At 71.7% G+C, this 22153-nt stretch carries 23 protein-coding genes and 1 tRNA gene; 10 read left to right on the top strand and 14 right to left on the bottom strand.

The window, feature by feature from the left end:
* Nucleotides 1-202 precede the first annotated feature (202 nt).
* Together AC0VYL_RS00605 and AC0VYL_RS00600 are read left to right on the top strand one after the other, a co-directional pair.
* A complete protein-coding gene (locus tag AC0VYL_RS00605) occupies nt 203-550 on the top strand; it encodes an STAS domain-containing protein (protein ID WP_026119772.1) in 348 nt (115 codons plus the stop codon).
* A gap of 13 nt (nt 551-563) precedes the next feature.
* A complete protein-coding gene (locus tag AC0VYL_RS00600) occupies nt 564-1115 on the top strand; it encodes an ATP-binding protein (protein WP_475457857.1) in 552 nt (183 codons plus the stop codon).
* A gap of 84 nt (nt 1116-1199) precedes the next feature.
* Here AC0VYL_RS00600 and AC0VYL_RS00595 read toward each other — a convergent pair whose 3' ends face one another.
* From AC0VYL_RS00595 to nth, 3 genes are all read right to left on the bottom strand, one after another.
* Nucleotides 1200-2378 (bottom strand): MarP family serine protease, encoded by a 1179-nt coding sequence (locus tag AC0VYL_RS00595; RefSeq protein WP_475457855.1) that lies wholly within the window; start codon nt 2376-2378, stop codon nt 1200-1202.
* A gap of 23 nt (nt 2379-2401) precedes the next feature.
* A complete protein-coding gene (locus AC0VYL_RS00590; RefSeq protein WP_475481997.1) occupies nt 2402-3055 on the bottom strand; it encodes an NUDIX hydrolase in 654 nt (217 codons plus the stop codon).
* Nucleotides 3056-3195: 140 nt separating this feature from the next.
* Nucleotides 3196-3966, bottom strand: coding sequence for an endonuclease III (nth, locus tag AC0VYL_RS00585; protein ID WP_475481996.1), 771 nt, complete (start codon nt 3964-3966; stop codon nt 3196-3198).
* Nucleotides 3967-4256: 290 nt separating this feature from the next.
* Here nth and AC0VYL_RS00580 point away from each other — a divergent pair, with 290 nt between their 5' ends.
* Nucleotides 4257-4940, top strand: coding sequence for a Crp/Fnr family transcriptional regulator (locus AC0VYL_RS00580; RefSeq protein ID WP_014908639.1), 684 nt, complete (start codon nt 4257-4259; stop codon nt 4938-4940).
* A 122-nt stretch (nt 4941-5062) separates the two neighbouring features.
* On the opposite strand, the gene AC0VYL_RS00575 is transcribed toward AC0VYL_RS00580, so the two are convergent.
* The 5 genes from AC0VYL_RS00575 to AC0VYL_RS00555 all read right to left on the bottom strand — a co-directional run bounded on the left by AC0VYL_RS00575 (nt 5063) and on the right by AC0VYL_RS00555 (nt 8521).
* A complete protein-coding gene (locus AC0VYL_RS00575) occupies nt 5063-5869 on the bottom strand; it encodes an MBL fold metallo-hydrolase (protein ID WP_475457847.1) in 807 nt (268 codons plus the stop codon).
* A 96-nt stretch (nt 5870-5965) separates the two neighbouring features.
* A complete protein-coding gene (locus AC0VYL_RS00570) occupies nt 5966-6805 on the bottom strand; it encodes an NUDIX hydrolase (RefSeq protein WP_475481995.1) in 840 nt (279 codons plus the stop codon).
* Nucleotides 6806-6864: 59 nt separating this feature from the next.
* The gene (locus AC0VYL_RS00565; RefSeq protein ID WP_475457842.1) at nt 6865-7326 is read right to left on the bottom strand and encodes a RidA family protein; all 462 of its coding nucleotides are present in this window, start codon (nt 7324-7326) and stop codon (nt 6865-6867) included.
* Nucleotides 7327-7500: a DUF4177 domain-containing protein gene (locus AC0VYL_RS00560; RefSeq protein WP_017546677.1), complete on the bottom strand. Its 174-nt coding sequence runs from the start codon at nt 7498-7500 to the stop codon at nt 7327-7329. It abuts the gene before it with no gap.
* A gap of 61 nt (nt 7501-7561) precedes the next feature.
* On the bottom strand, nt 7562-8521 hold the full coding sequence (locus AC0VYL_RS00555) for an oxidoreductase (protein WP_475483441.1): 960 nt from the start codon (nt 8519-8521) through the stop codon (nt 7562-7564).
* Between the two features lie 115 nt (nt 8522-8636).
* On the opposite strand from AC0VYL_RS00555, the gene AC0VYL_RS00550 reads away from it, so the two are divergent.
* The 3 genes from AC0VYL_RS00550 to bagB all read left to right on the top strand — a co-directional run bounded on the left by AC0VYL_RS00550 (nt 8637) and on the right by bagB (nt 11696).
* Entirely contained in the window at nt 8637-9212 is a 576-nt protein-coding gene (locus tag AC0VYL_RS00550) for a TetR/AcrR family transcriptional regulator (protein WP_086002877.1), read from the top strand.
* Between the two features lie 142 nt (nt 9213-9354).
* Entirely contained in the window at nt 9355-10422 is a 1068-nt protein-coding gene (gene bagA, locus AC0VYL_RS00545; protein ID WP_475481994.1) for an ATPase BagA, read from the top strand.
* Nucleotides 10419-11696 (top strand): ATPase BagB, encoded by a 1278-nt coding sequence (gene bagB, locus AC0VYL_RS00540; protein ID WP_475481993.1) that lies wholly within the window; start codon nt 10419-10421, stop codon nt 11694-11696. The genes bagA and bagB overlap by 4 nt, the downstream gene beginning before the upstream one ends.
* Nucleotides 11697-11716: 20 nt before the next feature.
* Here the strand turns inward: bagB and AC0VYL_RS00535 are convergent, their stop codons facing one another.
* Nucleotides 11717-12034 (bottom strand): WhiB family transcriptional regulator, encoded by a 318-nt coding sequence (locus tag AC0VYL_RS00535; RefSeq protein ID WP_475457834.1) that lies wholly within the window; start codon nt 12032-12034, stop codon nt 11717-11719.
* Between the two features lie 438 nt (nt 12035-12472).
* Between AC0VYL_RS00535 and AC0VYL_RS00530 the strand changes: the two genes are divergently transcribed.
* Complete coding sequence (locus tag AC0VYL_RS00530) at nt 12473-14860, top strand: penicillin-binding protein (protein WP_475457831.1); 2388 nt, start codon at nt 12473-12475, stop codon at nt 14858-14860.
* A 61-nt stretch (nt 14861-14921) separates the two neighbouring features.
* On the opposite strand, the gene AC0VYL_RS00525 is transcribed toward AC0VYL_RS00530, so the two are convergent.
* Nucleotides 14922-15374 (bottom strand): GatB/YqeY domain-containing protein, encoded by a 453-nt coding sequence (locus AC0VYL_RS00525; RefSeq protein ID WP_475481992.1) that lies wholly within the window; start codon nt 15372-15374, stop codon nt 14922-14924.
* A 97-nt stretch (nt 15375-15471) separates the two neighbouring features.
* Between AC0VYL_RS00525 and AC0VYL_RS00520 the strand changes: the two genes are divergently transcribed.
* Entirely contained in the window at nt 15472-16392 is a 921-nt protein-coding gene (locus AC0VYL_RS00520) for a metallophosphoesterase (protein ID WP_475481991.1), read from the top strand.
* 74 nt (nt 16393-16466) lie between these two features.
* Nucleotides 16467-16540 (top strand) — tRNA-Pro (locus AC0VYL_RS00515).
* 68 nt (nt 16541-16608) lie between these two features.
* Here AC0VYL_RS00515 and AC0VYL_RS00510 read toward each other — a convergent pair.
* Nucleotides 16609-17838 carry an amidohydrolase gene (locus AC0VYL_RS00510; RefSeq protein ID WP_475457702.1) on the bottom strand — a complete coding sequence of 410 codons (1230 nt, stop codon included), beginning with the start codon at nt 17836-17838 and terminating at the stop codon, nt 16609-16611.
* Nucleotides 17839-17960: 122 nt separating this feature from the next.
* Here AC0VYL_RS00510 and AC0VYL_RS00505 point away from each other — a divergent pair, with 122 nt between their 5' ends.
* Complete coding sequence (locus AC0VYL_RS00505) at nt 17961-19421, top strand: amidase (RefSeq protein WP_475481990.1); 1461 nt, start codon at nt 17961-17963, stop codon at nt 19419-19421.
* A 12-nt stretch (nt 19422-19433) separates the two neighbouring features.
* On the opposite strand, the gene AC0VYL_RS00500 is transcribed toward AC0VYL_RS00505, so the two are convergent.
* The 3 genes from AC0VYL_RS00500 to AC0VYL_RS00490 form a co-directional block, all read right to left on the bottom strand.
* On the bottom strand, nt 19434-20204 hold the full coding sequence (locus AC0VYL_RS00500) for a hypothetical protein (RefSeq protein WP_475481989.1): 771 nt from the start codon (nt 20202-20204) through the stop codon (nt 19434-19436).
* Nucleotides 20205-20252: 48 nt separating this feature from the next.
* The gene (locus AC0VYL_RS00495) at nt 20253-20879 is read right to left on the bottom strand and encodes a hypothetical protein (RefSeq protein ID WP_475481988.1); all 627 of its coding nucleotides are present in this window, start codon (nt 20877-20879) and stop codon (nt 20253-20255) included.
* 470 nt (nt 20880-21349) lie between these two features.
* Nucleotides 21350-21874: a lytic polysaccharide monooxygenase auxiliary activity family 9 protein gene (locus tag AC0VYL_RS00490; RefSeq protein WP_475457694.1), complete on the bottom strand. Its 525-nt coding sequence runs from the start codon at nt 21872-21874 to the stop codon at nt 21350-21352.
* Between the last annotated feature and the right edge of the window lie 279 nt (nt 21875-22153).

Below are 22153 nucleotides of genomic sequence, written 5' to 3'. Positions count from 1 at the left end.
GTCGTCGGCCCTCGTTCCCAGGTTCGGGGCACCGCTCGACGTCGGTTTCAGTGTGACATCCGGGGTAGGAGTGGCGCGGGGTCGCCGTTCTTCCGTGCTTGACGGACGGACATTCGCGACACCCGTGGTTGAATGCGTGCTGGTGGGGTAACGCCCGGCAGAGATACTTCGCGATATTTCGCGGTTCGGCGCTGGAGGACTTGTGGATTTGAAGCTTGATCATTACACCGAGGGCGACACCGAGATCGTCGTCGTTGAGGGTGAGATCGATGTCTATACCGCGCCCCGGCTCCGCGAGCTGCTGATCGACCTGGTCAACAAGGGCAACTTCCACCTCGTGGTGAACATGGAGAAGGTGGAGTTCCTGGACTCGACGGGCCTCGGTGTGCTTGTGGGCGGGTTGAAGCGGGTCCGTGCTCACGACGGGACCCTGGACCTGGTCTGCACCCAGGAGCGGATTCTGAAGATCTTCCGGATCACCGGGCTGACCAAGGTGTTCGGTATCCACAGCTCGGTGCAGGAAGCCATCGACAAGCGTTCGTCGAAGTAACCCAGAGCGAGCGATGGCAACCATCACGCTCACGATCAGCGCGCTCCCGGCCCACGTGCGCACGGCCCGGCTCATGGCCGCGACCGTCGCACGTCGGGCGGGTATCGCCGCCTCCGCGATCGACGAGATCAGGCTGGCGGTCGGTGAGGCCTGCTCACGGGCGGTCGCGGCGCACAAGCTGCACTGCCCCACGCAGCCGATCCAGCTCCAGCTGATCGACGGCAGCGGACCCGATCCGGCGACGGATCCCCGGACCGACGCCTCGGCCCCGACGCCGCACTCCAACGGGAGCGCGACACGACGGTTCGAGGTGGTCGTCTCCGACCGTGCCCCCGCGAAGGACACCGAGGAGACGACCCACCTGGAGCCGTTGCTCGACGGCCTCTTCCTCGACGGAGAGGACACCCCTCCCGGCGGGATCTCCGGTTTCTCCCCCGGCCTCGGCCTGGCGGTGATCACCGGCCTCGCCGACGAGGTGAGCATCGATCCCGAGGAGTCGGGGACGGTGGTCCGGATGAGCTGGCCGATCCAGACGGACCAGACCCAGAACCCGAGCTCGAACTAGAAGTCACGTCACGAGGGGGCGCCTCCCACACGGGAGGCGCCCCCTCGTCGTTCCCGGGGCCCGGAGACCGGGCCCCGCCCCGGATCAGTCGCAGGTCTGGGACGAGACCTCCGCGGTGGCGGTCAATCCCTCCTCCGCGTTGGCCGCGACCTCGTCCGCGGTCAGCACGTACCCGGTCTCGTCCTCGTTGGTGGCGGCGGCGAACACCACGCCGTACACCGTGCCGTCGGGGGCCAGCAGCGGGCCGCCGGAGTTGCCCGGGCGCACCACCGCGCGCACCTGGTAGATCTCCCGGCTCACCTGCTGCGCGTGGTAGAAGTCCGAGCCCTGCGCCGTCTGCTTGGCGCGAACGCGCGCCGGGACCGCCGTGAACCCGCTGTTGCGCGGGAACCCGGCCACGACCGCGTCGTCGCCCTGGGCCGCCTCGGTGTTGAAGTCCAGGGGCTCCAGGTCCATCCCGGGCACGTGCAGCACGGCCAGGTCCTGCTGGGCGTCGAACAGCACCAGGGTGGCCTCCAGCTGGTGCCCGTCCCGGGTGACCACGCGCAGGTCCTCGGTGACCCCGGCGACCACGTGGGCGTTGGTCATGATGCGGTCCTGGCCGTAGGCGAAGCCGGTGCCCTCCACCCTGCGCTGGCACGAGGGGGCGGTGCCCAGCACCTTGACCACGCTGCGGCTGGACTCGATGAGCTCCGGGGTGGTGAGGACGTCGGGGTCCGGCGGTTCGACCTCCGCGAGCTCACCGGTACCCAGACCGCTGAACACCTGCGGGAAGGCGCTCTGGTCCACCACCCGCCGGAAGGTCGAGAAGCCCTGGTGGGCGGCGTCCGGCATCAGCGCGTCCACCGACTGGAGGATGCGCGACTCCTTGACCTGCTGGGACACGTACGGCAGGGCCGAGTTGGCCACCGTGCTGCCGATGAACCAGGCGACCAGGAGCACCGAGATCCCGCTGACCACGGCCCCGCCGAGCGCGTCCACGACGCGCGCCGAGTCCCAGGTGACCCTGTTGCGGACCATGGTGCCCAGGTAGGACGCGAGAAACTGGCCCAGTGCGGCGGACAGGAACACCACGGCGATGGCCAGCAGCGCCTGTCGGCCGGGGTCGGCCACCCAGTCCTGGATGAGCCCCGGCGCGGTGAGCGCCGCGACGATCCCCCCGCCGATGAAGCCGACGAAGCTGAAGACGCCGACGATGAATCCCTGCCGGTACCCGGTCACCGCGAAGAGCAGCAACAGGATGACCAGAACCGCGTCGAGCACGGATGCCCTCCAAGAAGTGAGCGTTACCCGACCGGGCGCAGGCCCTGCGGGGTGGCTTCGAACACGTCAGTGAGACCCCGGTCGCGCCAGGGAAGTTCCCATCCGCCGAGCACGAGCAGGCTGTCGATGATCGCGCCGGTGAATCCCCACACGAGCATGCCGTCCACCCGGAAGCCCGGGCCCCACATGGGGCCGCCCCCGTAGCGGACCTTGACCCTGTTGGCGGGCTCGGCCAGGTCCGCGACGGGGACCCGGGCCACGGCGGCGACCTCTCCGGCGTCGGCGGCGCGCACCTCGGAGGGTTCACGCCACCAGCCGAGGATGGGGGCGACCCGGAAGTCGCTGAAGCTCAGGTAGAGCTCGGGGAGGCGGCCGACCACGTCGATCCCGTCCGGCACCGCACCGGTCTCCTCCTCCGCCTCGCGCAGCGCGGCCGCCTCGGGTGAGGCGTCGATGGGCTCGATCCGCCCGCCGGGGAAGGCGGGCTGGCCCGCGTGGCGGCGCAGCCCGTCGTTGCGCTGGATGAGCAGGAGGTCGGGGCCCCGGTCGGTCTCTCCGAAGAGGATGAGCACCGCCGACTCCCGCCCTCCCCGCTCCGGCGGGCGCATCGGCTTGGGTACCGGCATCGTCCGGGCGGCGTCCGCGAGAGCGGACAGCCAGAGCGGGGTCGAGTTCATACGCAGGGAACCTGTTCCGGGGGTTGTCGCGCCGACGTCTGTGCGGGTGCGGACGCCTCGGGAGCCGGTGTGCGCGCACTCACGTGATTCAGGGTACAAACCGCGGCGACCCGCGCCCGCGTCCCCGGGTGCGCGGGCGGTCAGGCGAAGGAGCGCATGCGGAGCAGTTTGGTGGCGGTGGCGGTGTCCGTGGGCCCCTCCCCGAAGGACGGGCACCAGCGGGCCACCGCGCACGCGCCGCAGGCGGGCCTGCGGGCGTGGCACACGCGGCGGCCGTGCCACACCACGCGGTGGGAGAGCATCGTCCAGTCCTTCGGTGGGAAGAGCTCCCCGATCGCGTGTTCGACCTTGACCGGGTCCTCCTCGTCGGTCCACCCGAAACGCCTGACCAGGCGCCCGAAGTGGGTGTCCACGGTGATCCCCGGCACATCGAAGGCGTTTCCGAGCAGTACGTTTGCGGTTTTTCGCCCTACACCGGGTAGTTTGACCAGGTCGGTGAGGTTTCCAGGGACCTCGCCGCCGTGTCGTTCGCACAGGGCCTGGCCCAGCCCCAACAGGCTGTTGGCCTTGGCCCGGAAGAACCCCGTCGAACGAATCATCTCCTCCAGCTCCTCACGCCTGGCCGACGCGTAGGCCTCGGCGTCGGGGTAGCGCGCGAAGAGCGCCGGAGTGACCAGGTTGACCCGCTTGTCCGTGCACTGCGCGGACAGGATCGTCGCGACCAGGAGCTCCAGCGGGGTGGTGAAGTTCAGTTCGGCGTGGGCGTCCGGATACAGCTCCGAGAGCTCCCGGTACATCTTCCGGGCGCGGCGGACCAGCGCGAGTCGGCTCTCACCGGTGGGCGTGGCGTTCTCCGGCACGGCGGCGTCCTCTTCGGACGCGGTGTGGCGGGACTCTGGAGTGTGGGACATCGTCACAGGGTAGGCGTCCGGTCGTGGGGCACGTCCGGGTCGACTCACCCCGGCGCCGGGATTGGTCCGCGCGCCGACGTTTCGGCTGGTGACCGAGATTATGTAACCAATGTCCGGTCACCCGGCGCGGACAAGCCCTGACCCAAGTCGACAACGACTAGGATCCAATGGGCTGACGTCGGCTGTTGTGGGCACGTTGTCTCCCGGCGGACAAGCCGTGGTAACGAACTGGTTTCCCACCCGGTTGCGATATACGTCACACTGTTGACGGTCAGGTTTTAGGAGGACGTGTGGACGAGATCAACGAGGTGCTCCGGAAGGCCCCTCTGTTCGAGGCGCTGGACGAGGAGGACACGGCCGCGCTCCGCTCCTCGGTGAACGAGGTGCGTCTCGGTCGCGGTCAGACCCTGTTCAACGAGGGTGACGAGGGCGACCGCCTGTACGTGATCCTCAGCGGGAAGGTGAAGCTCACCCGCACGGCCGTCGACGGCCGCGAGAACCTGCTGGGCGTGCTCGGCCCCAGCGAGATGTTCGGTGAACTGTCGCTGTTCGACCCGCGCCCGCGCACCGCGAGCGCCGTGGCCGTCACCGACTCCGTGCTCGCCGGGCTCGGCCACGACGACCTGCGGCCCTTCCTGTCCAGCCGCCCGCAGGTGGGGCTCCAGCTGCTGAAGTCGCTGGCCGCCCGACTGCGCCGGACCAACGACGTGATGGCCGACCTGGTCTTCACCGACGTGCCCGGCCGCGTGGCCAAGGCGCTGCTCGAACTCGCCGACAAGTTCGGCAAGGAGGGCGACGACGGCCTGCACGTGCACCACGACCTCACCCAGGAGGAGCTGGCCCAGCTGGTGGGCGCCTCCCGCGAGACGGTCAACAAGGCCCTGGCCGAGTTCGCCCTGCGCGGCTGGCTGCGGATCGAGGCCAAGGCCGTGGTCCTGCTGGACGTCGAGCGCATGCGCCGCCGCGCCCGCTAGACGACCTCAGCCGAACCACAGACGCTGTGCGGCCGTCACCCTCCGGGGTGGCGGCCGCAGCGCTGTCAGGGGCCTCTCAGCCGCTCTCCGGGCCGTGTGGGGCCCCTGTGGCGGCGCGGACCCTACTCCACGAACCCCTCGGGGAGCTCGCCCTTGGTCGCGAGGTAGCGCAGCTGCGCCCGGACCGAGGAGGCCGCGGCCGGACGGATGCTCTCCACCACGTCCGGGTAGACGCGGTCGATGATCGCCTCGACGCCCTCCGCCCCGGCCGCCACGGCGTCCCGGACCTGCGCCAGGCGCGCCTCGCGGTGGTCGATGTAGGAGGTCAGCGCCGCCGCCGGTGAGGTCAGGACCGGTCCGTGCCCGGGCAGCAGCGTCCGCACCTGGTACTCCTCCACCAGGCCGCGGAGCCGGTACAGCGAGTCCAGATAGGGGGCCAGGCCGTCGTCTCCGTCGATCACCGTGGTGCCGTGGCCCAGGATGGTGTCGCCGGTCAGGATGGCGCTGTCGGCCTCCACCAGCAGGCTCACCGAGTCGTCGGTGTGCCCGGGCGTGGCGATGACGCGTACCTCCAGGCCGTCCACGTCGAGCAGCTGGCCGTCCTCCAGCCCCGCGCCGCCCACCCGCACCTCCGGGTCCACCGCGTGCACCGGCGCCCCGGTCAGCTCGGAGAGGTACCGGGCGCCCTCGGCGTGGTCGAAGTGCCGGTGCGTCACCACGGCCATCTGGACCTGTGCGCCCTGTTCCTGCACGGTCCGCGCCACCCGTTCCAGGTGCCGTTCGTCGTGCGGGCCCGGATCGACGACCATCACCCCGCGTCCACCCGGTTCACGCAGGATCCAGGTGTTGGTCCCCTCCAACGTCATCGGGCCTGGGTTGGGGCAGAGCACGCAGGCGGCGCGCAGTGTCCCGGAACCGTCGATCCTCATCGCACCTCGCTTCGATCGGCCGACCCGGACCCGTCCGGCGGGACCCGCTGGGGGCCGCTCGGTGACGGGGAGCCGCGCACCGCCCGGGGCGGACGCTCACCTCGTGGCGTCGGCCCCCGGCAGGGGGAAGTCGCTGCCGTCCGGCGCCACGACACGGATCTGACCGTCTATCTCCCGAACGTCCGGTTCGATGGGAACGATATCCCGTCGGGCCTCCCGCACCCCCTGGAGGGTCCGCCGCTCGGCCAGCTCGGCGCAGGCGATCACGGTCGGCGGCAGCATGGGCATCCGCCCGGCGCTCCACTCGGAGGCGACCACGGACGGGTCGGTCCACCGCGTGAGGTCCGCCTCCCCGCCGACGTCGCGCGACTCCTGCCCCGGAGGGAGTTCGGCGGTGAAGAACCAGGTGTCGAAGCGGCGCGGCTGGTTCCTCGGGGTGACCCACCTCGCCCACGCGCGCAGCCACTCCGAGCGCAGTACCAGGCCGCGCCGTCGCAGCACCTCCGTGAACGCGTGGGTGCGGTCGATCAGGCCGAGCCGGTCCCGCTCCCAGTCGTCAGTGGCTGTGTCGAGGGTGATCGCCTCCTCGCCCGCCCGCTCGGGCTCGCTGGCGAGCAGCACGCCGGTCTCCTCGAAGGTCTCCCGCACGGCCGCGCACACCAGGGCGCGCGCCCGGGGCACGTCCGTTCCCAGGATCCCGGCCCACTCCGCCGGGGACGGGCCGGTCCAGGGGAGGTCGCCGTCGGAGTCCCGTTCGTCCACCCGGCCGCCGGGAAAGACGTAGGCGCCCGGGGCGAACCCCATGGACGGCACCCTGCGCATGAGCAGGACCTCCATGGGGCGCTCGGCCCGCACGGCGTCGGAGCCCGCCGCCGGACGCAGCAGCATCACGGTGGCGGCGGGGCGGGGCCGGGCCACACCGTCGTCCTCGGTCATCGACACACTCCCGTCGTTCACGAAGGCCGCGCTGTGGCCCGGGTCGTCCCCGGGTCCGGTCAGCGGACCTCGACGATCATGTCAACCTCGACCGGAGAGTCCAGCGGCAGGGAGGCGACTCCGACTGCGGCCCGGGCGTGCACCCCGGCCGCCCCGAAGACCTCGCCCAGCAGCTCGCTGGCCCCGTTGATCACACCGGGGTGCCCGGTGAACTCGGGTGAGCTGGCCACGAAGCCGCCCACCTTCACGATCCGCACCACGTCGGACAGGTCACCGACCTCGGCCCGCACCGCCGCGATGGCGTTCAGCGCGCACACGGCGGCCAGTTCCTTGGCGGTCTCGGGGCTGACCCCGGCACCGACCTTCCCGGTCGCCGGAAGGGCGCCGTCCACGAACGGCAGCTGGCCGGAGACGTAGACGTGGGCACCGCTGCGAACGGTCGGCTGGTAGGCCGCGACCGGGGGAACCACCTCGGGCAGGGTGAGCCCCAGCTCCGCGATGCGCTCCTCGGGGGTCGCCATCTACTTGGCCCGCTTCATGTAGGCGACGTACTGCTGGTTACGCGGGTCCGTGCCCTCGGGCAGCGGCGCGGGCACGACGGAGACCAGCTCCCAGCCGTCCTCGCCCCAGTTGTCCAGGATCTGCTTGGTGGCGTGCGACAGCAGAGCCACGCTCTGGTACTCCCACTTGGTCATCGTCTACCCCTCTCGGTCACCGGCGGCCCCAGGGGCCGCCCCTCAACGCCGCTCACCTTACTCACCCGCGCCCACCCGGGAGGTCAGGCGGACCCGGTGACGCCCCCCTCAGGACGGGTCCCTCCGAGTGCCCGCCGGGTTCCAGGGGGAAGCCGACTCCGGTCAGGGCCTCCGAGACCGCCCACAGCCGACGCGCCACGGAGGCGTCCCGCGCTCTGCGCGCCCGTCCGACCAGCTTCGGAGCTCCCCGGAGCCCCATGAGTCGGCCCGGACCGGCGTAGCCGTTCCCAGGGATCTCGGCGACGGCCGCGTAGAGCGTGGGAAGGGCACCGTCGTCCTGACTCTGTGTGAGCGCGCCGATCAGGGCCTGCCCCAGCCGAAAGCCCGGGCCCGGGTCCTCGGACCTCATCAGGTTCGTGGCCGAGATCCCCGGGTGCGCGGCCGTCGCGATCACCGGTGAGCCGACCGCCTCCAGTCGGCGCTGGAGTTCGCTGGTGAAGAGCAGGTTGGCGAGCTTGGACTGCCCGTACGCGGCCATGCCCCGGTAGCGCTTGCGGTGCTGGTTGAGGTCGCCGAAATCGATCGAGCCGATCAGGTGGGCGAGCGAGGCCACCGTGACGACCCGCTGCCGGATCCGCGGGAGCAGCAGGTTCGTCAGCGCGAAGTGGCCGAGGTGGTTGGTCCCGAGCTGCGGTTCGAAGTCGTCGGCGGTGCGGATGGGGGGCGGGAGTGACACACCCGCGTTGTTGATCAGCAGGTCGACGGGGTCGGTGAGGTCCCGGGCGAACGCACGAACCGAGGAGAGGTCGGCGAGGTCGAGTCGTCGGACCTCGACCTCACCGGTCATCTCCGCGGCTGCGGAGCGCCCCTTCTCCTCGCTGCGCACCGCCAGCACCACCCGTGCGCCCCGTTCGGCGAACACCCGGGCGGTGACCCGGCCGATGCCGCTGTTCGCGCCGGTGACGACAACGGTGCGGCCCCGCATCGGGGGCACGCTCGAAGCCGAGAACGCTGCCCGCACACCGCCCGCGGGGGCGGCACCGTCCACCGGGTCGTGCGGGGGACGAGATTCATATGACTTTGTCATATGAATGATGATGGGAGATTCATGTGACACTGTCAAGTAGAATTCGGCCATGGTGACCAGAGCTGAGACGGCTGCGGCGACCCGTAGCGCCCTCCTTCGAGCCGCGTCCGAACTGCTGGACGAGGGCGGTGCGGCGATGGTCACCCTCCGCGGAGTCGGCGCGCGGGCCGGGGTCTCACGCGGTGCGCCGTACGGGCACTTCACGAACAAGGAGCAGCTGCTGGCCACGCTCGCGATCGCGGCGTGGGACTCCCTCGCCGCCGAGGTCGAGCAGCTGCGCACGGGCTCGGGCGACCCGGGCGCCAGGCTGGAGAGCGCGGTCATGGCGCTCATCGGACGCGCACGCGAGCGACCGCATCTGTACGCGCTCATGTTCGCGACGCCCGCCGAGGACCGCGAGGCCGCGGAGTCCGCCGGTCGTCTCCAGGACGGGTTCCTCGACCTGCTCGGTGATCTGGTCGGTACGACCGATGCCCCCCGATACGGCGCGCTGCTGATGTCCACCGCGCACGGCATCGCGGAACTCGAGCGCAGCGGTCACCTCGGGGTCGAGACGTGGCGGGTCGACAGCGAAGAACTCGTGCGTATGACGATCGAGGGCATCCGGCTCGGCGCGCGGAGCTGACCCGGGACCGCCCCGGGGGCAGCAAGGGCGCGGGACGCCTCCGCGCCCGACGACACCTCACCCGTGCCCACCCGGGAGGTCAGGCGGACCCGGGCGCACCCGCGTCCGACTCCCGAAGAGGCACGCACATAGACTCCGTGGGGTGAGCGATCGTGAACAGGGACCGCGCGGAGACGACCCGGGAGCGGCGTTCGCCGGTGCCCGACTGCACATCGTGACCGGCAAGGGCGGCACGGGCAAGACGACGGCCGCCACCGCGTTGGCCCTCTCCCTGGCCTCCCGGGGCGGCCGCGTGCTCCTGGTCGAGGTCGAGGGCCGCCAGGGGGTGGCCTCCCTGCTCGGGAGCCCCGCCCTGCCCTACGAGGAGCGCGAGATGATCTCCGCACCGGGCGGCGGTTCCGTGCACGTGCTCGCGGCGGACCCCGAGGCGGCGCTGCTGGAGTACCTGGAGCTCTTCTACGGCATGCGCCGGGCCGGGCAGGCACTCACCAGGCTGGGCGCCGTCGACTTCGCCACCACCATCGCCCCCGGGCTCCGCGACGTCCTCCTCACCGGCAAGGCCACCGAGGCGGTCCGGCGGCCCACGGGCGCCCGGCGCCGGTCCTCCGACGCCCCCGCCGGAGCACCCTTCCACTACGAGGCCGTGGTCATGGACGCGCCGCCCACCGGGAGGATCGGGCGGTTCCTGAACGTCAACTCCGAGGTGGCCGGGCTCGCCCGGGTGGGTCCGGTCCGCGACCACGCCGACCGGGTCATGGAGGTGATCCGGTCCGACCGCACCCGCGTGCACCTCGTGACCCTCCTGGAGGAGATGCCCGCGCAGGAGACCCGGGACGGGATCGCGGAACTCCGTGAACTGGGGCTGCGCCCGGGCGCCGTCCTCGTGAACATGGTCGCCCCGCCGCTGCTGGATGCGGCCGACCTCGCCGCCGCCGTCGCGGGCGAGACGGACACCGCCGCGATCGCGTCGGGGCTCGGGGCCGCGAACCTGGACCCGGCCCTGCTGGAGGCGCCCGGGGCGCTGGCCGCCGACCTCGCGGGCGAGGTGCGCGCGCACGCGCTGCGCCAGCTCCTGGAGGAACGGGTCCGCGGCGAGCTGGAGGACCTGGGCCCGCCCCTGGTGGAGCTGCCCCGGGTGGAGGGCGGTGTGGACCGCGCGGCGCTGGGCGACCTGGCCCGGCGGCTGACCGATCAGGGGGTGGGACGTTGACCGAGGGCCCGAGAGCGGGAGGTCCGGGTGCGCGGGGCGCGCGTGAGGGCGCGCCGCTGGACGTGGACGCCCTCCTGGACGACCCCCGCAGGCGGATCATCGTGTGCTGCGGGTCGGGCGGGGTCGGCAAGACCACCACCGCCGCCGCGCTGGGGCTGCGCGCCGCCGAACGCGGACGGCGCACCGTGGTGATCACCGTGGACCCGGCCCGGCGTCTCGCGCAGTCGATGGGCCTGGTGGAGCTGGACAACACCCCGCGCCCGGTGCCGCTCCCCGAGACGGCCAAGGGCAGCCTGCACGCGATGATGCTCGACATGAAGCGGACCTTCGACGAGGTCGTCAGGGAGCACGCCGACCCCGAGCGGGCCCGCCAGATCCTGGCCAACCCCTTCTACCGGACCCTCTCCACGAGCTTCTCCGGCACGCAGGAGTACATGGCCATGGAGAAGCTGGGGCAGCTGCGCCAGTCCGGCGAGTGGGACCTGATCGTGGTGGACACCCCGCCCAGCCGCTCCGCGCTGGACTTCCTCGACGCTCCCAAGCGGCTCGGCCGGTTCCTGGACGGCAGGCTCATCCGGTTTCTCAGTCCCCCGGCCAACGGCGCGTTCCGGCTGCTGGGTGCCGGGGTCAACGTGGTGGGGGCGGTGGTGGGGAAGATCGTCGGTGCCCAGTTCCTGGCCGACCTGCGGTCGTTCGTCTCGGCCTTCGACACGGTGTTCGGCGGGTTCCAGAAGCGCGCCGAGCGCACGTACCGCCTGCTCCGGACACCGGGGACGGCGTTCGTCGTGGTGGCGGTCCCGGACACGGACGCGCTGCGGGAGGCCTCGTACTTCATGGACCGCCTGGCGACGGAGTCCATGCCGTTGGCGGGACTGGTGGTCAACCGGACGCACCCGCTGCCGCCCGGCCCGGGCTCCCGGCTGGGCGCCGAGGAGGCGCTGAAGGCCGCCGTGTCCCTGACGGAGGCCGGAACCCACCCGATCGCGGCGGCGGCGCTGCGGTTGCACGCGGAGCGGGTCCGGACGCACGAGCGCGAGGAGCGGCTGCGGTCCCGGATGCTGGCGGCGCACCGGGGGGCGCGGGTGGTCGAGGTCCCGGCGCGGCCCGAGGACGTGCACGACCTCGCCGGGCTGCGGGAGATCGGCGTCGCGCTCGCCGGGGGCGCGCCGGGGTCGGCGGACACCGATGAGCCCGGTACCGATGAGACCGATCCGGGGGAGGCCACGGGTCCCGGGGAGGCAGGTTCGGGGGAGGCCGGTCCGGGGGCCGCCTGAGGCCGCGCCGGACGGAGGGGTCAGGCGGGCGAGTCCCGCAGGGTGCGCGCGATGCGGGAGAGATCGTCCGCGCCCTCCCGGCGCGCCTCCTCCAGCACGGGTGCCCAGTCGGTGACCTCGGGGTGCTTGCGCAGCAGGGAACGGCGTTCCCGCTCGGTCATGCCGCCCCACACACCGAACTCGACCCGGTGGTCGAGGGCGTCAGCGAGGCACTCGACACGCACGGGACAGCCGTGGCAGAAGAGCTTGGCGCGGTTCTGCGCGGCGCCCTGGACAAAAAGGGCGTCGGGGTCGATCTGACGGCACAGGGCCTCGGTCGTCCACTGATTGGTCCACATGTGGCCCACTTCCCAGACGTGTGCTAGCGCTCGCGGTCAAAGGTGGTTGGTGTGCTCTGGTTGAGTGGAGGTGAACACGGTGGCCTCCCGCTACCGCGTGGGGCGCGACGTGCACGTACCGTCACGGCGCCCCCGTATCTCGAAAGTACGGTTCGGATCGCCGCGCCAACAGAACCCACTCGACCCACTTTCCGTCTCACGGATATGGCCCGAGCGGGCCATTGCGCGACCGGCCGACCACCCTCCCCGACCGGGGCAGGGGCGCGTGTCGGCCGAACCGCTCCCGGAGCTCCCCGCGTTAACCGTGGAAGGATGGTCCGGGGGTACGGCTCGTGCGTAGTCATGGGCGATTCGGCGTGAGAACGCACCGTCCGTTACCGATCGCACCGCTTCTGAGCGTTCGTGGTCACTTAGTCTGATGGGGTGGGTCAGGGGACATTGCTTCAAAGAATCAGCCAACTGGTCGTCGTCGGTGTGATCGCCGGCCTCCTCGTCGCCGCACTCGCCCTTCCGGCGGTCGGCGGCATGGGGATCACCGCCCGCAACATCGCCAGCGGCTTCCTGGACATGCCCAGCCAACTTGAGACACCTCCGCCACCTCAGCGGTCGACCATCTACGACAGCGAGGGCGGCGTCATCGCCGAGATCTTCGACCAGAACCGCGAGCTCGTCGACATCGACGACGTCTCGCCGGTCATGGTCGACGCGATCCTGGCCATAGAGGACTCCCGCTTCTACGACCACGGCGGTCTGGACGTCTCCGGCACCCTGCGTGCCGCGCTCCGGACCGTGGGAGGCAACACCGAGGGTGCCTCCTCCATCACCCAGCAGTACGTGAAGAACGTGCAGATCGAGGCCGCCACCTCCCAGGAGGAGCTGGAGGAGGCCCGCGAGGAGACCATCGCCCGCAAGATCCGGGAGCTGCGCTACGCCGTCGCCCTGGAACAGCGGATGTCCAAGGACGAGATCCTCGAGGGCTACCTCAACATCGCCTACTTCAGTGACGGCGCCTACGGCGTCGAGTCCGCCGCACAGCACTTCTTCCAGGTGCCCGCGAGCGAGCTGGAGCTGCACCAGGCGGCGACCATCGCCGGTCTCGTGCGCTATCCGTACCTGTACAACCCGCGCTTCTTCCCCGAGCAGACCACCGAGCGGCGCAACGTCGTCCTGGACCGCATGGTCGCCACCGGGGCCATCACCGAGGCGGAGGCCGAGGAGGCCAAGGCCGAGGACATGGAGCTGGAGCTGGACACCCCGCCCAACGGGTGCGTCCCCAGCGACGAGCCCTTCTTCTGTGACTACGTCGTGCAGGAGATCGAGCAGGACGAGCGGTTCGGCCCCAACGAGACCGAGCGGGCGCGCTGGCTGCGCACCGCTGGCCTGGAGATCCACACGACCCTGGACCCGCAGACGCAGGAGGCGGGGCAGAAGGCCGTGGACAAGTGGGTGCCGCGCAAGAACGACTCCCGCAAGGTCGCCGCGCAGGCGGTCGTGGAGCCGGGCACCGGCCACATCCTCGGCATGATGCAGAGCCGCAACTACGGTCCCGACGAGAGCAAGCTCGGCGAGACCTCGATCAACTTCACCACCGACTCGGACCGGGGCGGCAGCAGCGGCTTCCAGGCCGGGTCGACGTTCAAGGCGATCACCCTCGCCGCCGCGCTGGAACAGGGGCTGCCCTTCAGTACCTCGTTCAACTCACCGAGCTCCACCACGGTGAGCGGCCAGACCTCCTGCAACGGGGGGCGGCTGGAGTCGTGGTCGCTGAGCAACGCCGGTGACAGCAACGCGGGCAACCACAACATGATCTCCGGCACGAAGGCCTCGTCCAACACCTTCTTCGCGCAGCTCCAGGCCCGCGCGGGCCTGTGCAACACGATGAAGATGGCCGAGAAGATCGGGCTGAAGCGCGCCGACGGCACCCTGTTCACGGAGAACGACAACTCGCTCGCCAACAGCAGCTTCACGCTGGGCAGCGAGGAGGTCTCCCCGCTGCGGGTGTCCAACGCCTACGCGACCTTCGCCTCCGGTGGCATGTACTGCGAGCCGCAGGCCATCACCAGGATCGAGGACCGCCAGGCGGGCACCACGATCGAGATCGAGCCCGAGTGCGAGCGGGTGATGGACGAGGAGGTCGCGGACGGCACCAGCTACCTGCTGTCGCAGCCCTTCAACGGCGGCACCGCCGCCAGCCTGGGCATCGGTCGTCCGGCGGCGGGCAAGACGGGAACCACCGACGGCTCCGCTGCGGCCTGGTTCGCCGGGTTCACCCCGCAGATGGCCAGCAGCGTGTTCGTCGGCGACCCGCGCGGTCCCCAGCAGTACCCGCTGCGCAACGTCAGGATCGGTGACCGGTACTTCGGCACCGTGTACGGGGCCACCATCCCCGGCCCGATCTGGCAGGAGACCATGCGCGGCGCCCACGAGGGCCTGGACACCGAGCAGCTGGCGTCCGCGCCCGGCAAGTTCGGCTCCACCTCGGAGCCCCGCGCTCCCCGGGATGACGACGACGGGGACGAGGAGGCCAGTCCGGCCAGCGACGACGGCGGCGTCCCGAACGTCGTCGGGATGGGCGAGTCGGAAGCGGTGGCCGCCCTGGAGTCCGCCGGTTACACGGTGAACGTGTCCGGCACGACGGTCCGCTCCGCCGAGAGCGAGGGTTCGGTGGCCGCGGTCAACCCGAACCCGGGCACCCGTCTCCCCGAGGGCGCGACGGTCAACGTGTTCCTGAGCAGCGGCGGCGGCCGGGCCAACGCGGAGGAGGACCGGGGCCGCAACGGCTGGTTCCCGGCGACTCCGGCGGCCCAACCGGGCCGGGGCGACTGATCCCGTGACACCCGCGAGGGGGCGGTGGTGACCTGGTCACCACCGCCCCCTCGTCGTTTCGCTAGGCGAGCTGGCGCTTGACCTCGGCGGCCACGCGGGCGCCGTCGGCACGCCCGGCGATCTGGGCGTTGACGATCTTCATGACCTTGCCCATCTCCTTCATCCCGGAGGCACCGGTCTCGGTGACCGCGGCCGCGACCAGCTGGGAGAGCTCGTCGTCGGTGAGGGGCTTGGGCAGGTAGTCCGACAGGACCTCGCTCTCGGCCCGCTCGTTGGCGGCGGCCTCGGGGCGGTCGCCCTTGTCGAAGGCCTCGGCGGCCTCGCGACGCTTCTTGGCCTCGCGGATGAGGAGCTTGGTGACCTCGTCGTCGTCGAGCACCCGCTGCGAGGAGCCCGCGGACTCCTCGGTGGCGATGGTGGTGAGCACCATGCGCAGGGTGGCGGTGCGGACCTTGTCCTTCGCCTTCATGGCGGTGGTCAGGTCGGACTTGAGACGGGCTTTGAGTTCGGACATGGCCCGATCCTATGGCCGCCCCGACCGGGCCCACCAACGGTTTGCGCGCGGGGCACCCCGGATCTGAGACGATCGGTACTCGACGAAGGAGGGCCGGATGGGCGCCGACAACAGACCACTGCTGCGCCGGATCGGGCGCGCGGCCGCGATCACCGGGGCGGTCGGTGTGGCCGGGCTGGGGTACGCCTCGGTCATCGAACGCAACTGGTTCCGGCTGCGCCGGTACGAGCTGCCGCTGCTGCCTCCCGGCAGCCCCCGACTGCGTGTGCTGCACCTGTCCGACGCGCACCTGACGCCCGGGCGGAAGATGCTCATCGACTGGATCCGGGGACTGGAGGCCTACGAGCCCGACCTGGTGATCAACACCGGGGACTCGCTGGCCCACCCCGACGCGGTGGGGCCGTTCATCGACGCCCTGGGCCCGCTCCTGGACCGGCCGGGCGCGTTCGTGTACGGGTCCAACGACCTGTTCTCACCCCAGTTGAAGAACCCGGCGCGCTACCTGTGGCGAACCAGCAAGACGGACTACCGCAAGCGCCGGGTGCCGGACCTGCCCTGGCGTGAGCTGGGCGCGTCGATGTCGGCCTCGGGCTGGTTGGACCTGAACAACCACAAGGGCTCGCTGAAGGCCAACGGCCTCGACGTGGCCCTGGCGGGCGTGCACGACTCGCACATCAAGCTGGACCGCTACGAGGACGTCGCCGGACCGGCCGACCCGCTGGCCGACGTCAGGCTGGGCGTGCTGCACTCGCCGGAGCCCGCCAACCTGGACCGCTTCGAGGCCGACGGGTACCAGCTGCTGCTCGCCGGCCACACGCACGGCGGTCAGCTGTGCCTGCCCCTCTACGGGACGCTGGTCACCAACTGCGGGATCGACCGCCGCCGCGCCTGGGGTCTGAACGAGTACGGGGACGCGTGGCTGCACGTCTCCGGTGGTCTGGGCACGTCCCCGTACGCCCCGGTGCGGTTCTGCTGCCGCCCGGAGGCCTCGCTCCTGGACCTGGTCGCCCGACCCTGACCAGCGGGTTCGATGCGTCCGGAATTGACGTGCACAAGCACTCCCCGAGTCCGCTAGACTTGGGGATGTTGCTTCGGGGTGTAGCGCAGCTTGGCAGCGCGCTTCGTTCGGGACGAAGAGGTCGTGGGTTCAAATCCCGCCACCCCGACAGAGCACGAAGGCCGGTCCCACGGGACCGGCCTTCGTCGTGTCCGGGGTCGGTGCCGGACCGCCCCGTCAGTCCCGTGAGTCGGTGCCGAGGTAGGCCAGGATCCCGGCGACGGCGGCCCGCGTGCCGGTGGCCAGCGTCGGTTCCATGGCGGGCGCGAAGTACGGGGAGTGGTTGACCGGGGCCTCCTCGCCCGGGACGAGGTCGAACCCCCCGAACATCCAGAAGACCGAGGGGACCCCGATGGCCTCCGCCAGGTGGCCGAAGTCCTCGCTGCCCATCACCGGCTCGGCCACGGAGACGTTCCCCTCCCCCAGTCCGGCCCTGAGCGCCGACTCGACGCGTGCGGCCTGGGCCGGGTCGTTGTGGCAGCTCGGGAACGAGTAGACCTCCTCCACCAGCGGTTCCGGGGCGCCGGAGACGGCCGCCTCGCCGGAGACGATCCGGCGGACCGCGGAGAGGACCTGCTCGCGGACCTCGGGTTCGAACGTACGGATGTTCAGGGTGAACTCCGCGCGGTCCGGGATGATGTTCTCCTTCAGGCCCGCGTGGAAGGTCCCGGAGGTGACCACGGCGGGGGTGCGCGGGTCGAGTTCGCGGGAGACGATCGTCTGCAACCGGGCGATCATGTGCGCTCCGAGCACGATCGGGTCGATCGAGGACTGCGGCCGAGAGCCGTGGGACTGCTTCCCGAACACCGTCACCCGCAGCGCGTCGGCCATGGCCATCGCGACACCGTGGGAGATGTTGACGGTCCCCGCCTGGAGCGGCATGACGTGTTGGCCCAGGACGACCTCGGGGACCGGGGCCAGCTCCCACAGGCCGTCGTCGACCATCGCCCGCGCACCGGCCGCGACCTCCTCGCCGGGTTGGAAGACCAGCACGAGGGTCCCGGACCAGGCGTCCGGGTGGGACGTCAGCGCGCGGGCGGCGGTGAGCAGCGACGTGACGTGGGTGTCGTGTCCGCAACCGTGCATGACCGGCACCGCGGTGCCGTCCTCCAGCGTCCCGGTGGCCGTGCTCGCGAACTCCAGGCCGGTGTCCTCGGCGATGGGCAGACCGTCCGTGTCGGCCCGGAAGGCGACCACCGGCCCCTCGCCGTTGCGGATGACGCCGACCACGCCGGTGCCGCCGCAGCGGTGGTTCTCGATCCCGAGGTCGTCCAGCTCGGCGGCGACGAAGTCGGCCGTGGCGTACTCCCGCATGGAGAGCTCGGGGTGGGCGTGCAGGTGCCGGTAGATCCGGTGCGCGCGCCCGGTGTCGAGGTCGGACAGGACGGTGTCGGTCGGGCTGGTCATACGGCCTTCCTTCGCGGTCGGGGGCGGGAGGGAACCCCTGTGGGTCGTTTCCCGAAAAACCGGGGCGAATCCACCGAGGGGAGGTTCCGGAACGCGCGGTCCCGGCGGAGACTGGCGGCACCATGAACGAGATCCAGCTGATGTCCGCGACCGCCCTGGTGGCGGCGATCCGACGCCGCGAGGTCTCCGCGCGGGAGGCCCTCGACGCCCACCTCGAACGGATCGAGGAGGTGAACCCGGAGGTCAACGCCGTGGTCACCCTCGAACCGGAGCGGGCCCGGGCCGCCGCCGATGCCGCTGACCGGCGCACCGTGTCCGGGGCCGCCCTTCCCCCGCTGCACGGGCTGCCCATGACCCACAAGGACACCCACGCCGTGGCCGGAACGCGCTCCACCAGCGGCTCCCGGATCCTCGCGCACCACGTACCCGTCGAGGACGACGCGATCATCGCCCGGCTGCGGGGCGCGGGGGTCGTCTCCACGGGGAAGAGCAACGTCCCGGAGTTCGGCGCCGGGTCGCACACGTTCAACGACGTCTTCGGCACGACCACCAACCCGTACGCCCCCCGGCTCAGCGCGGGCGGATCGTCCGGCGGCCTGGCCGCGGCGGTCGCCAGCGGGATCCAGCCCCTGGGAGAGGGGTCGGACATGGGCGGATCGCTGCGCATCCCGGCGTCGTTCTGCGGTGTGGTGGGGTTCCGGCCGTCCTACGGCGTGATCCCCACGCCACCGGAGGGCGACGACTGGGCGTGGCTGACCCGCACCGGGCCGATGGCGCGCGAGGTGTCCGACGTCGCCCTGTTCATGTCCGCCGTCGCCGGCCCCTCACCGAGGGTCCAGCCCCCGGCCCCGGTCACCGGGGCCGACTTCACCGGCCCGCTCCTCGGTGACCTGCGCGGGGTGCGGGTGGCCTGGAGTCCGGACCTCGGGCTCGGGCTCCCCGTGGAACCCGAGGTCCTGGAGGTCCTGGAGGGTCGGCTGCACGTCTTCGAGGAGGCCGGGGCGATCGTGGAGGAGACCGCCCCGGACCTCACCGACGCGGAGGAGGTGTTCCGGACCACCCGCGCCCTCGACTTCGCCGCCGCGCTGGGACCGCTGGTGCGCGAGCACCGGGAGCTGGTCAAACCCGAGGTGGTCGGGAACGTGGAGGCCGGGTGGGCGCTGAGCGCCAGCGAGGTCGTGGGCGCGGCCGCCGCGCGGACCCGGCTGGCCGCCGCCCTCCGCACCTTCCACGCACGCCACGACCTCCTGGTCAGCCCCGCCGCGCAGGTGCTGCCCTTCGACGCCCGGCTGCGCTACCCGGCGTCGGTCGACGGCGTGGAGAGCTCCGGGTACCTGGACTGGATGCGCTCGGCCTACGCGCTCTCCGCGACGGGGCTCCCCGTCCTGGCGCTCCCGGCCGGGTACACCGCGTCGGGGCTGCCCGTGGGCTTCCAGCTCTCCGTGGACCACTACCGGGACGTGGAGCTGCTGCGCCACGCGAAGGCGTTCGAGGACCGCACGCGCTGCGTGGACCGCCGCCCCGAGATCGGGGCGGGCACGGGGCAGCGCGTGCGTCCTGTGACGACGGTGGCGGCCGGGTAGGACCGCCCGAGGTCATCCCACGTGGGCCACGGCGCGTTCCGCGACGGCCACGAGGGTCTCCTCGTCGCCGGTGAAGTCGGCCCCGCCGGTCTTCTTCTCCCAGTGCTCCTGGGCGGCGACCTCGATCAGGAGGTCCCCCTGGCGGACGAGCACCTTGGCGATGCTGGTCGGTTCGTCACTGCCCTCCAGGTAGTGCGACACCAGCGACTCGTCACCGAGGTCGAGGGTGCGCGACTCCAGGACCTCGATCGTCCGGTAGTCGGGGGCGTCGCCGTCGACGACCCCGGCCCGCTCCTCCTCGTACGTCTCCGCCGCCCTGGCGGCGTCCCGCTCCGGATCGCCGTCAGCGTTGACGGGGAAGCGGTAGACGACGGAGAACGCTCCCCGAGTCCCGTCCGAGAACTCGGCGCTCCACCGGCATTCGGAGCTCGTGGCCAGGAACGTCGAGGACGGGAGGACGGCGCCGACACCGCGGAGTTCGGAACCTGCGGGAACCGAGCACGGGTCGGTGGGCAGACCGTCGAACTCCGGGCCCGCGACGGACCCGCCCGACGAGGACGTCAGCGCCCAGGCGCCCCCGACCACGAGGGCGTAGACGGCGAGCGTCGCCGCCACGGTGACCGCGACGGTGCGTCCGGTGCCGCCCCGACGGCGGGCGGGGTCGGGCCCGGGAACGGGCGGGGGGATCTGGCCGGGGACCGGGGCGCCCGGGCCGTGCGGCTGGTGGGGCTGGTGCGGCTGGTGCGGCTGGTGGGGAAACTGCTGAGGGGGACCGTTGTACACGGCTGTGCTCCTGGTTCTGTACGACGTCCGGGCGCTGTGCGGAAGGGGTCACCCGAAGACGTCGGCGGCCACTCCGTCGAGGAGGTCCTCGGCCGTGTTCAGGTCGATCTCCCCGGTGGCGGGGAACACCCTGAAGGAGACATCGGTGACCAGGTCCCCCTCGCGGACGACGAGCGTCACCTTCTGGTTGTAGGGCTCACCGGACCCGTAGTCGATGTCGGTGACGACGAGTGTGCCCTCGTCACCGTGGCTGAGCGGACGGTCCCGTGTCTCCACGACCTCGATCCCCGGGACCGTGAACCCGACCTCGGCGGCGTCCTCGACCCGCGTCGAGAAGAGCTCCTCGGAGGTCGTGGGCAGGGCCTCCGTGTCCGGTCCGCGCTCCTCGCTCAGCTCGGCGTCCGCCGCGGAGAGCGGCACGTACCGGACCAGGGAGAGGAGCACCTCGTCCTCCCCCGCCAGGGACACCCACCAAGAGCAGCTGTTGGCGTAGACGGAGGAGTTCCAGGCCCTGACCTCGCCGTTCATGTCCGCGAGGGTCTGCTCACCGACGGCCGCGCAGGGGTCGCCGGTCGGCAGGCCGCGCGCGGGGCCGGTGGAGGAACCGTAGGCGGAGGAGACCACCCAGGTGAGGGAACCGGCGACCGCCAGGGTGACGGCGGCGGAGAGGGCCACTGTGAGCGCGGTACGGGGACGGCGTCCGGAGGGCTGGCCGGGGGCGCCCTGGGGCGGGTGGCCGGGCGGCGGCCCGGGCGGGGGCGGGTTCGGTCCCGGGGCTCCGGAGTACCCGGGCGGGCCCTGGGGGTGCGGCGGTTGGTACGGCGGCTGACCCGGCGGGCCCTGGTGGCCGAACGGGGGCTGCCCGTGGTGGCCCGGGTGTCCGGGAGGCGGCGGGAAGGGGTGTCCCATGCGAGGGTCCATCCACGAGTACGTGAGTCCTGACCCGTCGAATGTTCTCACGGCGCCCCCGACGAAACCGGGCACGAGCACCGTCCAGGCGGAAAACGGCCCACTCCGGCCATCCGGAACACGGTGGGCCCGCGAACGGGAACGCCCCGGACCGGCGCTGGGCCGGTCCGGGGCGCGCGCCGCGACGCCCGGGGGGTTGGGCGTCACGGCGTAGGGAGGGGGGAGCCTCCGGGTGTCTACGCGGCGCCGACGTTGAGGTCGACGCAGACGTAGAAGGCCATCGGGGTGTCGGCCACGTTCCAGCGGGCCAGCACCGTCTGCTCACCGCTGTAGCCGGAGAGGTCGATGGTGTGGGAGAAGTTCGCCGGCGGCTGCGCGCCACCGTCGTCGATGCTCTCGATCTGCTGACCGTCGATGAAGTATTCCCACGTGCTGGTGGAGTGACGGGCGGTGATCGTCCAGTCGAAGGTGACGGAGTTGCCGACCGGGGTCACCTCCCAGCCGTGGTTGTTGTCGTCCAGCTCGGAGAAGGCGGCGTTGCCTCCGGAACAGCTCATCAGACCCTTGGGGCCCTCGACGCTCTGCGGCTCGTACTGGATCGGCCCGCAGGAGACCGTCCCGGCGGCGCACTGGGCCTGGCGGCTGGGCGGGTTGTTGATGTAGCCGTGGGCGCTGGCGGTGCCCGCGGGCATCAACGTGAAGGCCAGCGCGGTGGCGGCGCCGACGGCCGCGGTGGAGCGGAGCTTGCTGCTGATACTCATGAGGGAGCCCTTCTTCTGGGTCACGACCCTGGGGGGCCGTAGCGGGGTGACCCGGACCGTTGCCGGACCAGGGCGGGTGGAACGCACTCACGGCCGGTTATCCGTGAGCCCGGGCGGGGGTTGCCCGGGGATGTTCCCGTGGGGTCGGGAACCTCCGTCCACCCAGTACCGAGGACGGTAAAGAGGTTGTCACCCGTCGTCAAGATCCCTGTTACCCATGGGTGTGGAGTGACACCCGTACCAGTGGAACGGCCCAGTGGCGGGGCCTCGGGCACTGGT

This window comes from Nocardiopsis sp. iso_238 (genome assembly GCF_056173325.1).
The sequence above is the reverse complement of the archived record's forward strand: the minus strand, read 5'-3'. Positions and strand labels throughout refer to the sequence as shown.

Excerpts from the sequence above, each read along its gene's own strand:
- AC0VYL_RS00570 (WP_475481995.1), bottom strand. The coding sequence starts at position 6,805 with ATGACCGAGGACGACGGTGTGGCCCGGCCCCGCCCCGCCGCCACCGTG.
- AC0VYL_RS00560 (WP_017546677.1), bottom strand. The coding sequence starts at position 7,500 with ATGACCAAGTGGGAGTACCAGAGCGTGGCTCTGCTGTCGCACGCCACC.
- AC0VYL_RS00600 (WP_475457857.1), top strand. The coding sequence starts at position 564 with ATGGCAACCATCACGCTCACGATCAGCGCGCTCCCGGCCCACGTGCGC.
- AC0VYL_RS00590 (WP_475481997.1), bottom strand. The coding sequence starts at position 3,055 with ATGAACTCGACCCCGCTCTGGCTGTCCGCTCTCGCGGACGCCGCCCGG.
- AC0VYL_RS00490 (WP_475457694.1), bottom strand. The coding sequence starts at position 21,874 with ATGAGTATCAGCAGCAAGCTCCGCTCCACCGCGGCCGTCGGCGCCGCC.
- AC0VYL_RS00550 (WP_086002877.1), top strand. The coding sequence starts at position 8,637 with ATGGTGACCAGAGCTGAGACGGCTGCGGCGACCCGTAGCGCCCTCCTT.
- AC0VYL_RS00525 (WP_475481992.1), bottom strand. The coding sequence starts at position 15,374 with ATGTCCGAACTCAAAGCCCGTCTCAAGTCCGACCTGACCACCGCCATG.
- AC0VYL_RS00520 (WP_475481991.1), top strand. The coding sequence starts at position 15,472 with ATGGGCGCCGACAACAGACCACTGCTGCGCCGGATCGGGCGCGCGGCC.
- nth (WP_475481996.1), bottom strand. The coding sequence starts at position 3,966 with ATGTCCCACACTCCAGAGTCCCGCCACACCGCGTCCGAAGAGGACGCC.
- AC0VYL_RS00505 (WP_475481990.1), top strand. The coding sequence starts at position 17,961 with ATGAACGAGATCCAGCTGATGTCCGCGACCGCCCTGGTGGCGGCGATC.
- AC0VYL_RS00535 (WP_475457834.1), bottom strand. The coding sequence starts at position 12,034 with ATGTGGACCAATCAGTGGACGACCGAGGCCCTGTGCCGTCAGATCGAC.
- AC0VYL_RS00575 (WP_475457847.1), bottom strand. The coding sequence starts at position 5,869 with ATGAGGATCGACGGTTCCGGGACACTGCGCGCCGCCTGCGTGCTCTGC.
- AC0VYL_RS00510 (WP_475457702.1), bottom strand. The coding sequence starts at position 17,838 with ATGACCAGCCCGACCGACACCGTCCTGTCCGACCTCGACACCGGGCGC.
- AC0VYL_RS00565 (WP_475457842.1), bottom strand. The coding sequence starts at position 7,326 with ATGGCGACCCCCGAGGAGCGCATCGCGGAGCTGGGGCTCACCCTGCCC.